We start from the raw sequence: 14523 nt of genomic DNA, 5'->3' as shown, positions 1-14523 counted from the left end.
ATTTGTTTTAAAACTGTATTTATAGGTCCGTAAATGTAGGAAAGAGATTTGAAAATAAAAGATTGTATCTATTAAAATACATTATTCTTCAATTTAAATTAAAGTGCATATCAATTTGTAACTCCTTCAATCAAATTCTACTTATCAGAAACAGCTATATAGCATTAGCATTTAGATGAAATAACAAAAGGTCAGAACTAAGTTATAATTCTGACCTTTTGCTATTATTATATAAGTTCAACTATTTATTTGAAGGGGCAATACTGTAAAACTTCAGTTCCTCTTTTTTGAACCGATTATTCAATTCAATCAAGACATCATTTTTAAAACCACCACTATTACCCGAATTATCAATCCAGCAACTAATACTAAGGTAAATCATTTCTTCACTTATATCTTGAACGCTAATGCCAATACCCAATTCAGGTTTACTAAAAGTACTATGCTCAACAGCCTCTGTAATCCACGATTTTAAAGTATCAAGTTCAGCTGTACGATCCACCTGAATAACAAAACTTGTTTTTGCATCATCATTAGATAAAGTCCAATTGACCACACGTCCAGATAATAAATCACCATTTGGGATAATAACCTCGGCCCCATCTCCAGTATTTAAGATGCTCGCGCGAATACCAATCTCTTTTACCCTACCCTTTTTATCAGCCAACTCAATGCGATCTCCAACGCGAAAAGGTTTATCAAAAGCTAAAATAATACCCGAAACAAAATTATTAATGATATTCTGCATTCCTAAACCTATACCAACACTTAAGGCTCCAACGATTACCGTCAACTTATCAAGACTAACACCTAAAGCAGAAATAGCTATAAAAAAACCTATAACAATTATAATCAACCTAAATAAGGGAAAAAGGGTCATTTTCTGATCGTAATCAGTACTCAACGTTCCATTTTCACCACCGATCAACAATAAATTCAAATTCTTTTGAAACCAATTAGCAGCAGCCAATATAATTACCGCTAACAATAAATTACCAAAATTAAAATTAATTCCACCGAGCTGATGATTACTGCTCAAAAATTTAGACACCGAAGATGCTAAAGAAGCAGCAAACTGAAGGTTATTCGCCAGCACAATAATGGCTAGTAGAAGACAAACAAATTTCAAAGCATCCCCTGTAGCCTTCAAAGCACGTTCTTCATTAAATCGCAACCAAAATCCTCTCTTCACACGATTTCTTGAAAACTGATTTCTAACATCCTCTTTTATCATCTGCGTGAAAAAAGTCAAGGTAAAAGATTGTGCAAGACCAACCGCACCAGCAATACTAAAACTACGAGAGTGATCAACATAGCCTAAAATATTCAGAATAATTGCACCAATATTTAAAACGGCAAATATGATAAAAACTGGAAGTTGAATATAGCCCGCGGCAGTAGGATCGTTAATATTCTTTTTTAGATAAAACCCTATTCCTAAAGCCACTATATTAAATAAAATACAAACAATCCGCATAATAAGGTCTTCGCTCACAACAGAATTGACAAAGACATCGCATATATAAAAAAGAAGTAAAAATCCTACAATTTTACCATGTTTTACAGTAAATTTCTTTCTTAACAAAAGACCAAATATGGCCATAATTAGCAATTGCATCCCTTGAATAACCAAAGTTGGAGTAACAATGGAAACAATAGGTAATAACGTCAGAAATAGAACAAATGCTTTTCCAACAGGAACCCAATAATTAAAAGATGATTTCGTAGCAGATAGGCTATTGTTATGCTTATTTAATACATAAGCTGTCGAAACAATCCAATAGAGATAAGCAAATACCAAAATAATCAATAACACCCGACTCGTCCACTCAGTCTTATTCACATAAGTATCTAGCGATTTACTCTTTCTGTAATTATCTTTTAAATTATTTAAAATTTTCTCTTTTGTAACTGCGGCACCTCCAGCTTTCCATAATGAACTTTTTACAGCTGAGGTATCCGACTTCCCTGCATTAGTTTGCGTAGAGACAGTTTCCTTCACATGATGGGATAAACCATAATAAGCCTTCAAATTATCATTGGTAATACTTACAGACACTTGTAAAGAATCAATTTTACGTTGCACATCTTGTTCTGATGTAGTCAAATAAGTGCTTAACCGCTCATTAGTTTCACTTTGACTATACTTTGATCGAAACCCTTTTAGTTGACTTAAAGTCAAATTAAGACTACGGTTGTAACTTTCTAAACTACTGTGAAATGCATTTAAATCAGCGATTTGAGTGCGAACATAATGCGTCCATGAAGTCACAGAATCTGGAGGAAGCGTTCCAGAAAAATTATTCACCTTCTCAATAAATTCAGTCCGTATATCACGCTTATGTATAGCCTCACTTTCCAATGCGTATGCACGAATATTTGCAATGTATTTTACATTGATCTTTGATAGATCAGCCCGCAGACTATCAACAGTACTATTCGACTGCAAACTAGCGACAGTATCTACAAAATTGCGTCGCATCCTATTTTCTCTACGATTTTCCTTATTACGAGAAGCTTTAACAATGTATTCGCTCTTCCTTGCGCTAATCGTATCAACAGCGATCTGAGCGAAACTTTTATCACTAAAGCAGAGCAATAAAAACAAAATCAATATATAATTAGATGGTTTCATTTAATATTCTTTAAATTAAAAACAAAGGATACTCAAGATGAATGTGTGCAATCAAATTCAAGTTCAACAAAAATAACTAAATATCTACGATTATAAGGAACTAGCAGAACCTTCAGACATCCTTAATCTGAAATAAAAGTTCCAACATTTTTATTTAGAGCTCGAATCGAAATAAATTCCTAAATTCATGTTATGTAGATTACTTTATCAAATTAAAATAAAGGCATTTCCAGAACAGATCTGACAATTGTATCTAGTAACAGGTGTATTACACAAATTGGTCACAGGCTTTTCCTAAAACTTGCGACCATAAAAAACTAAAAAGAAGCCAGAAAATAAGATTTAACTGTTGAACCCAGCGTAGATAGAATGTATATGCTTTTAAAGAATGCTTTCCATAAACGAATAGTTAATTTTTCATTATCGCATGTCTATCGATATACTTAAACCATATAACAGGAATGAATAAGGCATTTCTTACCGCTTTGATAGATCTAAAAAATTAACATAACAAAGTTAGTTTTTCAATTTCTTGAATTTCAAAAAAACAGCACCAACTTAATAAACATCAAAATCAAAGTATGTTTTTTGGTAAGGTTCATGAATTAGAGTAAAATGCCACCATTCTTTAGCATAGCCTTTAAAACCATGTTTCATCATGATGCTTTTCAACATTATTCTATTCTTTTTCTGCGTCGCATTAATTTCCTCAGTATCAAAATGGGATATTGGTCCAAAAAAATCAAAAGGACTTCCCATATCCAATTCCTTATGATCAATAAGAGTGACTATCGTTAGATCGATCGTACTACCTCGACTATGCCCCGATTTACTTGCGATATAACCTAATTTAAATAAATTTCTTTTATCTAGATTCGGATAGAATTCTCTTTTTGATAAAGTGTCATTAATTTGTAGAGCCCATCTTTTAAAATGCTGAACCGCTTTTTGTGGGCGATAAGCATCAAAAACTTTCAATGACATTCCCTGTGCATTTAATTCCTTCTCCACTTTTTTCAAAGCATTTGTCGCTGCAGTACTCCATATAAGGACAGGCGATTTATAACCGTCGATTTTCTTACCAACAAAATTATGTGAACTATAATAACGTAGATCAACATTTATTCCAGGTATGATATCTTTAACATAACTAAAACCTTTCGGTAATTTTTGCTGAGCAAAAATGGTGGTTTGACTAAAAATAAAGATAAAGAAAAGATAGCGATGCATTTTCATTGATAAGTTGTATGCTTGAAGTTAATAAAAATATAGGATACTACTTGAACAACCTGTCGAAATAAAAGAGAATAAAAAAAGCCAGTACTTATGTACTGGCTTGGGGTAAATGATGGGGCTCGAACCCACGACCCTCGGTACCACAAACCGATGCTCTAACCAACTGAGCTACATCTACCGTGTTTGTTGCTACAAAAGTAGAACAATTATTGGTATTTAGAAACTGTTTTTAATCTTTTTTTACAATAAATTTTTACTTCGTTCATAATTAAGAATTTAATTTTCACAAATATCGACTTCAGCCCTATTCATCAAGCATATCGGCAATAAATACAAAATATAAAACCGCACTTGTTAAATAAAAAACAAACAAATTCGCTTTAGAAATTACGTGTGGACAAAAAAACGTAACGCAAAAATATCTACTCTTTGCTAAAACATATTTTTTGTAATCACCATTTCCTATATTTGACTTTTATCAAATTCAATCAATGGCACTTTGATAAAGATGATCGTACTCTGTCTTGTACTTCTGCAAAATCACTTTACGTTTCAGCTTTAATGTAGGAGTAAGTTCTCCCCCTTCAATTGTAAATTCATCTGCAATGATTATAGGTTTTTTGATCTGCTCCCAATTACCAAAATGTTGGTTAGCCATACGCACTTCTTGATTTATTTTTTTAATAACCTGATCTTGCTTCAGAAAATCTGCCTTAGATAATTTTAGAAGATTAGGATTTTCAGATTTGGCCCAGTCAATTAAATGTCCATAATCAGGAACTATAAAAGCAGAAGCAAATTTCATCCCATCACCAACCACCATCGCCTGTTCAATAAACTTAGACTCTACTAATTTTTTTTCAATAGGCTGAGGAGTCACATATTTGCCTCCTGAGATCTTAAATAATTCTTTTTTTCGATCAATAATTTTTAAAAATAGACCGTCCTCCCAAACTCCGATATCACCTGTATGCAACCACCCATCAATAATCGTCTTACTCGTTTCTTCCGAATTTTTATAGTATCCCATCATGATATTTGGCCCCTTCACTAAAACCTCACCATCACTGGCCAATTTTATCTGAACATCCTTTACCGCAAGTCCAACAGTACCTACCCGAGTGCCTCTTAAATAATGATTAACAGATATAAGTGGAGATGCTTCAGTCATCCCATATCCCTCATAAATAGGAATACCTGCAGCTAAAAAAACACGTGTCAACTTACTTTGCAAAGAAGCACTGCCAGAAGCAACTGTCTGTAAAGAACCTCCAAGCCCCTCATACCATTTATTCAATACCAGTTTCCTAGCTAGGTTTAATTTAACATCATATACAAAACTTCTTTTTTGAGGATCGGGATCATAATTTTCCCCTACCGATACAGCCCAATCAAATATTTTACGTTTAAGACCATGCAGGTCATGTCCCTTCTTAATGATCTTTTCATATACTTTTTCCAAAATCCGAGGAACAGCAGTCATTATGTTAGGTTTTACCTCTATTAGATTTTGACCGATCTTATCAAAAGACTCTGCAATGTAAACGGTTATACCGATATAAAAATAAGTGTATATAACCATCCTTTCATAAGCATGACAAGGAGGTAAAAATGTTAGTCCGCGATCATAAGCCTTACAGGGGGTAATCTCTCGGGCCGATCGAACATTTGCTATGATATTATCATGTGACAACATCACACCTTTAGGCTTTCCTGTAGTTCCTGAAGTATAAATCAAAGTTGCAAGATCATCAGATTTTACTGCATTTTTCAGTTTTTGAAGATGCCCATCCTCAATATGACTTCCTATTTGAACAATCTCTTTCCAATTCCGTACCTCATCATGCGAACTCATACAGAAAATATACTTGAGCGTATAGATGGAATTTTTAATATTAACAATTCTTTGATAAAGACTCCTTGTACTAACTATAGCAACCCGAATCTCGGCATCATTAAAAATATATTGATAATCAGCATCCGTAATATTTGGATAAATAGCAACAACTACAGCTCCAATTTGTTGAATTGCAAAATCAACAATATGCCACTGCACACTACTTTCGGCGATTAAACCAACTTTTTCATTAGGCTTGACCCCCAATTCTATTAATCCTTTTGATAGCGCATTAACCTGACTAATAAACTCATCAGTTTTTAGATCAGTCCAGTCTCCATTTATTTTACTGGAGAACATGGCTAGACCGGGATATAATCCTAACTGCCGTTCAGCTAAATCAAATATTCTTAATTTTTCTTCCATTTCAATCTTTAAAAAACATCCACCTTGAGAGTAAGGTCATCTCTTAAACAAAATGTTAAGAGAATAAGTTTACAAAACTAACCAATTGTCAATATAAAATAATTCAAAACCTGAGTAGCAATAAAAGAATCCAAATATTTAAGATCAATTGAATTTATTCTGTAAACAAAAAAGGCTTTGAGTTATATCCCAAAGCCTTTTTTGAAGGTTATAAATATTTATTGTTTAGACCAACTTTTAAAAAACTGCATGACCTTATCTTTGTCATAGCCTTTACCAGATTCTAAACTACCACTTTCCTGAATTTTAAGGACCTCACCTTTACTATTCATGACAATAAAAAATGGATATCCTAATTTTAATGAATCAGGTACATATTTTTTAAATATGGCCTCATTTTTATTCTCTTTGGAATAATTAAGATGGTAGTATAGATAGTTATGACGGAGATAATCATTAATCTCAGCAGTTTTATGAATATAATCATTAAATCTCAAACACCAAATACACCAATTACCTCCCGCTTGAATAATAATATTTTTATCCTCTTTATTAGCCTGAGCTATTAATTTATCTAAATCCTCTTGTGCATTAGCTTCAGGATGATACGGATATGATAAAGTATCTTTTTCTACTACAGGCTTCGTTTGTGCAATAACCTGCTGAAAAGTAAAAAAAACAAAGCATAACGTGATAACTCTTATAATCTTGCGCATACAATTCTATTCAAATGTAAAATCAAATTTAAGGAAAGTAAAGCTTAAAACAACCTGCATTCATGAGTTTTTATACATTCAACGACGATTCAAGCTCCATACTATAAAAATACTCCACCTGTTCAACCATGAGTTTACTTCCTATAACTACAGGAACACGCTGATGTAATTCAGTAGGCTGAATATCCAAAATCCGTTCACTGCCAGTAGTAGCTTTGCCTCCTGCCTGCTCAACAATAAAAGCCATAGGGTTACATTCATACATCAAACGCAACTTTCCTGTAGGAAAAGATAATGTTTCAGGGTAAATAAAAACACCTCCACGAATCAAATTACGATGTATATCAGCAACCATTGACCCGATGTAGCGGGAAGTATAAGGACGTTTTGAAGCCGAATCTTCAATTTGGCAATATTTAATATAGTTCTTGACCGCTTGTGGAAATTTAATATAATTTCCTTCATTGATAGAATAAATCTGCCCACTTTCAGGAATTCTCATATTAGGATGAGATAAACAGAACTCTCCTATAGAAGGATCTAAAGTAAACCCATTCACACCATTTCCGGTAGTATATACAAGCATAGTCGACGAACCATAGATAATATATCCTGCCGCAACCTGCTTCCGCCCCTGTTGCAATAGTTCATCAGCCATCGAAACAGGTTCATTGTTCGCCCTTCTGTATATTGAAAAAATTGTTCCTACTGAAACATTCACATCGATATTAGAAGAACCATCTAGAGGATCAATACAAACCATGTACTTTGCATTCTTGGAAACAACATCATGCGACAAGTCAATGCCCAATTCATGTTCCTCCGAAGCTAAATAACAGCATTCTCCTCCCCTCTGTAGTGCGGAAGTAAATTGAACATCAGCATAGACATCCAGTTTCTGTTGCACCTCACCCTGTATATTCATATCCCCGCATGCACCCAGAAGATCAGCTAACCCCGCTTTATTAACTTCACGATTTACCACCTTTGCGGCGATAGCGATATCTCTTAACAATCGGGATAACTCTCCTTTTGCAAAAGGGAAATCAGCCTGTTTTTCAATAATAAATTGACCCAACGTTTTCATATATACACAATGATTTAGCCTTTACATTAGACGGTAGTAAAATAGGTATCTTGATATTTTTTGAAGTTATTCTCAAAAAGTGATTTTAGAGCCATGGCCTGCTCATCATAGGCATCATCATTGCCCCACAATTGCTTGGCCCCTAGAATCTGCTCTGGAACTTCTTGACAAAATGTGGGATACTTTAAATTAAAGATCGGATGCACTTCCATAGGATATTCCTCCAGTTCTCCTGATAATGCGGCCTGAATTAAACTACGCGTATAAGCGAGCTTGATGCGCCTACCTACACCATAGGGGCCTCCGATCCAGCCAGTATTGACTAACCAAACCTTAGTATCTGGATTCTTTTTTAATCGATCTCTTAATAACTCAGCATACTCCATAGGATGTAATGGCATAAATGCCTGCCCGAAGCAAGCTGAAAATGTAGCCGTTGGTTTTGAAACACCCATCTCAGTACCAGCAACCTTTGCAGTATAGCCATTGATAAAATAATACATGGCCTGTTCTATAGTTAACTTTGATATTGGAGGCAAAACTCCAAAAGCATCCGCTGACAAGAAAAATATATTATTAGGTGCATCAACCAATTTTACATCTTTATAGGAAGAAATATAGGATAAAGGATAAGAAACACGCATATTCTCAGTAATACTCGCATCCTCAAAATTAGGAACAGCTGTACCCTCGTGAAATTTAATATTTTCCAAAAGTGATCCCGATTTTATAGCTCCGCAGATCTCCGGTTCTTGTTGCGGATTTAACCCTAAACACTTTGCGTAGCACCCACCCTCAAAATTAAACACACCATTGTCAGACCAGCCGTGTTCATCATCACCAACCAAATTACGATTCACATCCGCAGAAAGTGTCGTTTTACCCGTACCCGATAATCCAAAAAATAAAGCTGTATCTCCATCTTTACCAACATTTGCAGAACAATGCATGGACAAAACTCCATCCTGAACCGGCAATATAAAATTCAAAATCGAAAAAATACTTTTTTTAATTTCTCCAGTATAACCAGTCCCAATGACCAAGACAACACAACGACTAAAATCAATAACAACACAATTTGGAGCATTAAGACCCAACTCCTGAAAATTAGGAACTTGAAGATCCGAAGCCACAAGAACAGTCCAATCGACCTCAGTATATTCAATACCGTTTGTTTCAATAAACATATTGGAAGCAAACAGATCCTGAGTAGCTTTTGTGGAGACAACTAAAAGATGTTTCGATAAATCATCGCTCGATACAACCTGACAATCTCTTACAAAAAGTTCCTTAGCCGATAGATACTCAGTAGTCAAGTCATACAATTTATTAAATGCATCTGAAGTAATTGCTTGGTTAACTTCATTCCAAAAAACTCTGTTTTCAGTTATCTCATCCTTTACGAGATAACGATCCTTAGGAGATCTTCCCGTAAATTTACCGGTCAAAATATTCAAAGCCCCATTTTCAGCCAATGAAGCTTCTCCTTTTTGAATAGCATGTCCAATAAGAGCAATTCTATCCAATTGACAAAATACTTCCTTGGGCTGGTGAATACCCAAAGCAGCTAACTGTTTAATCTTTGATAAAGTCATACTTTTGTTTTAAAATATTGTTCAAATCTAGCTAAATATAACACATAGATACAAACAAAATTTAGCTTATTGTTGAAACTACACATTTATAATACTTTGAAAATAAGTGAATTATAATCAAAAATTAATTTAAATATTATTTAAACAGCTAAAATTAAGATATAGATTTAAACATATTTTTGCTAAAAAAAACAAGTCGCAATTCAAAAATAAAGCCCTTGAAATTTAGAATAACAAGGGCTTTGTAAAAATGAATATATTTTAGACCTAAGATTCGACTACAATAGATTGTTTACTAAACAACTTGTATTTTAATATTTCTTCGGAGAGTTTTGAGATAGCATATCCAATAATAGTCACATCATCTATCCATCCCAACACCGGAATAACGTCTGGAATAGCATCTAATGGCGATATCACATATATTATGGTCGCAACGATAACGGATAAATTCCACTTATTCATTTTGTATTTTCCCGAAAATGTATCCTTACACATTGCTATCAACAATTGAAAATCTTCCTTTCGAACATCCAAATTTTTCGCCTTTTGTTCAGCTTCCTCTAAATCCGCCGACGTAATTTTATGGGTTTTAAATCTTTCAAATAGAGCCAGAGCCTTACCTAGAAATTGTTTCTTCATGTCCTTAAATTATAAAAACCATCCGTTAAGACTAAAATATAAGATCAAAGTTTAATCTCAACAATGGTGCAATATATATTTACTTCAATATCTATTCCAATAAACTATTATATCTCAAAAACAATTAAATACGTTAAGACAGAAATAATCTTATTTATTATCAGTAGCTTTAGTAAGAATTATTATTCACTTAAACATAACTGTTATGGCAAAGGAACAAAATGCGGTAAAGAATGATAAAAAGAAAGCTGAAAAGACGCTAAAAGAAAAAAGAGCTGAGAAAAAAACAAAGAAAGCTAGTAAAAGCAAATCCGAATAAAATAAAATCCCCTTTACAAAAGTAAAGGGGATTTTATTTTATTTGGTTACTAAAAATTAATTGAGATATTTCTTCATTGCCACCTTCAATCGTTCGTCATAACCATAGATATCAGGAAATTGTTGAATTTTATCATCCCCATCTAACCAAGTCGTGTAATAAGATAGGTAAACAGAGATGCCCTCTTTCATTTTCACCCATCTGGAATTATTAACTGAATCTTTGATTTCTGTTGCAATTTTTTCCGCCTCTTTCTCATTATTAACTAAAAAAGCAGCTAAACTGGTAGGATCTTCTACACGTACACATCCATGACTCAAAGCACGGTTACTCACCTTAAATTTCTGTTTAGCAGGAGTATCGTGAAGATAAATAGCATAAGGATTTGCAAAGATGAACTTTATATTCCCTAATGAATTATCAAATCCAGGGTTTTGCTTAAATTTAAAATTCTCTACCGAATCTGCCTGCCAATTTATTGTATAAGGATCAACGATTTGCCCCTTTAGATTATAAACCACCATATTCCGACTCTCAAGATAACCTGGATTAGCTCTTACACTATTTAACAGTTCCTTTTTCACAATACTTTTAGGTATATTCCATACAGGATTAACTTGCATTCTATCCAGTACACCACGCATCATAGGAGTTTCGTGATTTTCCCCTGTTTTAGCAAAAGCTTTGTTTTCAGTCTCTCCCACACAAACATTCATCGTTTGTTCAACAGCCCCCGCTGTGATCATCTGAAGTTTCATTTCCGGAATATTCACGAAGACATATTTATCAGGAAAATCTTCCCCCATCCACCGCAACCGTTCCATGGTCATCAAAACTTTGACACGTTCTTCCTTATTAAGATCTCCTTCAAGCAACAGATGCTGAAATTTTCTATAAATCGAATTTGTAGGTTGAGCATGGTTCACAACCTCCGAAACATTTAAAGTACTATCCAACAAATGCTTTGCCTTATCTAACGAATATCGTTTATGCCCGACAAAATATCTTCCGTAAAGTTTTTTAGGGTTTACAATACCGTTTTCCAATACGTTCAAATAGGCAATCAAAGCATCTGAAGAAAGAACTTCCACTTTCGCCAACAATTGGTAAGCCTCATTTAAATCCGTTATTTGCTTACTTTTTAGCCGATTCAAAGCACGGCTAATTTCTACAGTATGAAAAATTGAGGGATCAATACCATGTTCTTCAGATCTTTCTAGATAGTACAATAAAGTATCTGTACCACCCGTAAACAACTGATTAGGTATCCAGGTAAAACCACGAGAGGAATCTGCTAATACACGCATCCATTTCGGGTTAAACAAACGAGAGTTATCACCTTTTAATTCTTTCTCAATAGCAGAGAAATATGCCGTACTATCAAAATCTTTAAATATCTCTTGATCAAATGACTTTGCTAAAATATCACCAAATGTGGGCGGATCTGTTTGACAAGATGAAAAGGAAAGTATAAACAAAAAATATACAAGCACTAAATTTCGCATAATATAATTAAGAAATTGCTCAAAAGCTCAAAGATAACAATGTTTCAAATGATATTGAAATTTGTTATTACAACTATCCTAATTGTCAAGGTCCCGCTACAACCCTCTAAAACGAACAGAGCCTAAAATAATGTAATTTTAGGCTCTATTAAAGGTTAAGAAAGACTTAAACTGTCTGTAGATACTGTGCAAAACAATACCCCTCTTCATTATCTTTTGTCCGAACTAACCACCACTGGTCATTAGCTTTACTAATCAATGTGATGATTTCATCCTTTGCAGCTTTCCCAACGATAGGCTGATCAGTACCAGGTCCTTTACGAATGTTCAGATTTGAACTATCAGTAACAACCCTGACCTCACTTCCTGGAACCTCAGTAGCTACTTCTACATCCATAACTACATCTCCTGTTGCAAAATTTGGGTCTATATTTCCATATATTTCCCATAATTTATTCTTAACATCTGCAGAAGGAGCAGTACCCCTAATTTGCAATACGCCATCCTGCTCGGCATAATTTAAATCATTAATACCAGATGATCTCGCAGTATCCAATAATACTTTATATTTTTCTTCTAAAGCCATGATATTCGTTTTTTGAATTAGTTATTTAGTGACAACCGCACTCAGATCAACTTTTTTGGGATGTAAATTATCCAAAGCTTGTTTTAGTGTTACTAACTTTGCTTTTTCAATAGTTCCAGTTACTGAAATAACACCATCTTTAACAGTAGCCTGTACAGTTGGAAAATCTTTTGTAGCATCAACAATACCTTTAGCTAATGATTCATCCACAGTATTAACAGAAATCTCTGCCGGAGGAACAGCTTGCACGATAATATTATTCACAACAGACTTGATAGACTTATCAGCAGCTTTGACGTCAGTTTCAATCTGAGCCTTCTCTGCATCTGAAGATGCGAAACCTTCCAAAGTAACGACACCATCCTTAACCGATGTCGTTATACCTTGATGGCTAGTAATCACCGTTTCTACTTTAGCTTTTAAATCAGCATCAGAAACTTTAGATTTACAGGAAGGCATTGCAACAGCTAAAGTGCCCGCCATCATTAACATTGGGAATACTCTTTTTAACTCCATAATCACAGTTTTTTATTTTTTTTAAAGCCTAAATCATCCAATATAGACACTTAAATCTAAACAATTATCAGAGTAAATAGTTTCGATTCCCAAACTAATTAATAGAAAGTAGACGTTGTTCTACATTATTAAAGACAAATGATTCCCCAACTTTCTTTCGTAAAAGCAACTTTCCGATTGGCGATTGATTAGATATTACAAACACCTTATCATGATCGATTTTCACAACACCAATGCTAATTGCAATAAAATAAATACCCAAATTTGTTTCCACTATACTTCCATTCTGTACAAAATCCAAATGATTTGGTTCAAGAAGCCCCGTTAATATTAATTCATCCTTTTTTGCTTCTGCCAACTGCATTTGACATCTCGCGATATCCTGTTGCATCATTTCGCGCGTAGTTTCATATTTATCACCCGCACTACTTTTAGTATCATCAGTACTTGCCTCGTGAGCCGATTTCAATGCCAGTTCTAAGTTTGCAATGCGATCCTCAACATGTAATTTACATGATGACATTAACGACGATCGTAATAAAGTATAATCCTTCTCCATGATTGCAAACTAGGGATAAAGATTTAAAGAAAAAAATCAAAATAAAAGTAACTAAAAAACAGGATGATACAGCTCACAATACATTCAAACAGCTTTAAATGCCAAAATAAATTTGGTATTGAGCTTAAAATTTGTACTTTTGTGACGGAGAGCTGGCAGAGTGGTCGAATGCGGCAGTCTTGAAAACTGTTGACTGTCATAGGTCCGGGGGTTCGAATCCCTCGCTCTCCGCTAAAACCTTCATCATTTGATGAAGGTTTTTTTATGCAATGACTTTTCATTTTAAATGCATAATATAAATAGCAATTCCAGATTAAAACAAAAAACCCATTTAAACATCATAATGACATCAAAATGGGTATTATTTATTTTAATTTCGTAATTAAATTTGCTTACAGAAGGGGTTATGCTTTCTTTGGAGGAAGATCAAATGCAATAGCCTCATGTTCAAAATGACCATTGTGAGCACCATCGCAAAAAGGTTTATTTTTGGATAATCCACAACGACAAATCGAAAGTACTGTTCTTCCCTGCAAACCATAAGTGTCACCATTTCTATCAACGATTTCAAAATCGCCTTCAATTTTTACTGATCCGTTATTATTAATTGTAAGTTTCGTCTTCGACATATCTATTTTATTAATGTGTTTTCTATACAAAACTAGAGATAATGAACTAACTTTACGCAATCTCTCTTCTATTTAGAAGCGTTCCGTTTAACGAGACAAAATTCCATAAAAACAATTTATATTAAACAATAAGACAATATTGATGTAAGTGATTTTACTCAATTGTATTAAATAAAGATTAACAGACCAAAGTATCGTTAACAAGCAAATCATTTTTAAATGCACAAAAATGAGG

12 protein-coding genes and 2 tRNA genes are annotated in these 14523 nt (G+C 34.0%); 1 reads left to right on the top strand and 13 read right to left on the bottom strand.

The annotated features are described in order from the left end of the window. Positions 1-241: 241 nt before the first annotated feature. The 12 genes from HCX49_RS20970 to HCX49_RS20915 all read right to left on the bottom strand — a co-directional run bounded on the left by HCX49_RS20970 (position 242) and on the right by HCX49_RS20915 (position 13659). Positions 242-2635 (bottom strand): mechanosensitive ion channel family protein, encoded by a 2394-nt coding sequence (locus tag HCX49_RS20970; RefSeq protein ID WP_168128039.1) that lies wholly within the window; start codon positions 2633-2635, stop codon positions 242-244. A gap of 558 nt (positions 2636-3193) precedes the next feature. After that, positions 3194-3871 carry a M15 family metallopeptidase gene (locus tag HCX49_RS20965; protein WP_206368645.1) on the bottom strand — a complete coding sequence of 226 codons (678 nt, stop codon included), beginning with the start codon at positions 3869-3871 and terminating at the stop codon, positions 3194-3196. 101 nt (positions 3872-3972) lie between these two features. Beyond that, positions 3973-4049, bottom strand: a tRNA-His gene (locus tag HCX49_RS20960). 306 nt (positions 4050-4355) lie between these two features. Further along, entirely contained in the window at positions 4356-6134 is a 1779-nt protein-coding gene (locus tag HCX49_RS20955; protein WP_168128038.1) for an AMP-dependent synthetase/ligase, read from the bottom strand. A 218-nt stretch (positions 6135-6352) separates the two neighbouring features. Beyond that, complete coding sequence (locus HCX49_RS20950) at positions 6353-6850, bottom strand: thioredoxin family protein (RefSeq protein ID WP_168128037.1); 498 nt, start codon at positions 6848-6850, stop codon at positions 6353-6355. A 70-nt stretch (positions 6851-6920) separates the two neighbouring features. Then, positions 6921-7937, bottom strand: coding sequence for a class 1 fructose-bisphosphatase (gene fbp / locus HCX49_RS20945; RefSeq protein WP_132771990.1), 1017 nt, complete (start codon positions 7935-7937; stop codon positions 6921-6923). A 26-nt stretch (positions 7938-7963) separates the two neighbouring features. Then, a complete protein-coding gene (gene pckA, locus HCX49_RS20940) occupies positions 7964-9532 on the bottom strand; it encodes a phosphoenolpyruvate carboxykinase (ATP) (protein ID WP_168128036.1) in 1569 nt (522 codons plus the stop codon). Positions 9533-9799: 267 nt separating this feature from the next. Continuing rightward, positions 9800-10174, bottom strand: coding sequence for a YkvA family protein (locus HCX49_RS20935; protein ID WP_168128035.1), 375 nt, complete (start codon positions 10172-10174; stop codon positions 9800-9802). Positions 10175-10549: 375 nt separating this feature from the next. After that, positions 10550-11998: a L,D-transpeptidase family protein gene (locus HCX49_RS20930; RefSeq protein ID WP_168128034.1), complete on the bottom strand. Its 1449-nt coding sequence runs from the start codon at positions 11996-11998 to the stop codon at positions 10550-10552. 166 nt (positions 11999-12164) lie between these two features. Then, on the bottom strand, positions 12165-12584 hold the full coding sequence (locus HCX49_RS20925) for an SH3 domain-containing protein (protein WP_168128033.1): 420 nt from the start codon (positions 12582-12584) through the stop codon (positions 12165-12167). A gap of 21 nt (positions 12585-12605) precedes the next feature. Beyond that, complete coding sequence (locus HCX49_RS20920) at positions 12606-13100, bottom strand: BON domain-containing protein (protein WP_021189751.1); 495 nt, start codon at positions 13098-13100, stop codon at positions 12606-12608. A gap of 94 nt (positions 13101-13194) precedes the next feature. Beyond that, positions 13195-13659, bottom strand: a complete 465-nt coding sequence (locus HCX49_RS20915; protein ID WP_021189750.1) for a GreA/GreB family elongation factor — start codon at positions 13657-13659, stop codon at positions 13195-13197. A gap of 146 nt (positions 13660-13805) precedes the next feature. Between HCX49_RS20915 and HCX49_RS20910 the strand changes: the two genes are divergently transcribed. Then, positions 13806-13890, top strand: a tRNA-Ser gene (locus HCX49_RS20910). Between the two features lie 173 nt (positions 13891-14063). Here HCX49_RS20910 and HCX49_RS20905 read toward each other — a convergent pair. After that, complete coding sequence (locus tag HCX49_RS20905; protein WP_021189749.1) at positions 14064-14288, bottom strand: CDGSH iron-sulfur domain-containing protein; 225 nt, start codon at positions 14286-14288, stop codon at positions 14064-14066. Positions 14289-14523: the final 235 nt, after the last annotated feature.

This window comes from Sphingobacterium sp. B16(2022), assembly GCF_012030425.1.
Lineage (GTDB): Bacteria > Bacteroidota > Bacteroidia > Sphingobacteriales > Sphingobacteriaceae > Sphingobacterium > Sphingobacterium anhuiense.
The sequence above is the reverse complement of the archived record's forward strand: the minus strand, read 5'-3'. Positions and strand labels throughout refer to the sequence as shown.

What these genes read in the sequence shown, in the direction of transcription:
- HCX49_RS20970 (WP_168128039.1), bottom strand. Translation starts at nt 2,635, where the DNA reads ATGAAACCATCTAATTATATATTGATTTTGTTTTTATTGCTCTGCTTT.
- HCX49_RS20965 (WP_206368645.1), bottom strand. Translation starts at nt 3,871, where the DNA reads ATGAAAATGCATCGCTATCTTTTCTTTATCTTTATTTTTAGTCAAACC.
- HCX49_RS20955 (WP_168128038.1), bottom strand. Translation starts at nt 6,134, where the DNA reads ATGGAAGAAAAATTAAGAATATTTGATTTAGCTGAACGGCAGTTAGGA.
- HCX49_RS20950 (WP_168128037.1), bottom strand. Translation starts at nt 6,850, where the DNA reads ATGCGCAAGATTATAAGAGTTATCACGTTATGCTTTGTTTTTTTTACT.
- fbp (WP_132771990.1), bottom strand. Translation starts at nt 7,937, where the DNA reads ATGAAAACGTTGGGTCAATTTATTATTGAAAAACAGGCTGATTTCCCT.
- pckA (WP_168128036.1), bottom strand. Translation starts at nt 9,532, where the DNA reads ATGACTTTATCAAAGATTAAACAGTTAGCTGCTTTGGGTATTCACCAG.
- HCX49_RS20935 (WP_168128035.1), bottom strand. Translation starts at nt 10,174, where the DNA reads ATGAAGAAACAATTTCTAGGTAAGGCTCTGGCTCTATTTGAAAGATTT.
- HCX49_RS20930 (WP_168128034.1), bottom strand. Translation starts at nt 11,998, where the DNA reads ATGCGAAATTTAGTGCTTGTATATTTTTTGTTTATACTTTCCTTTTCA.
- HCX49_RS20925 (WP_168128033.1), bottom strand. Translation starts at nt 12,584, where the DNA reads ATGGCTTTAGAAGAAAAATATAAAGTATTATTGGATACTGCGAGATCA.
- HCX49_RS20920 (WP_021189751.1), bottom strand. Translation starts at nt 13,100, where the DNA reads ATGGAGTTAAAAAGAGTATTCCCAATGTTAATGATGGCGGGCACTTTA.
- HCX49_RS20915 (WP_021189750.1), bottom strand. Translation starts at nt 13,659, where the DNA reads ATGGAGAAGGATTATACTTTATTACGATCGTCGTTAATGTCATCATGT.
- HCX49_RS20905 (WP_021189749.1), bottom strand. Translation starts at nt 14,288, where the DNA reads ATGTCGAAGACGAAACTTACAATTAATAATAACGGATCAGTAAAAATT.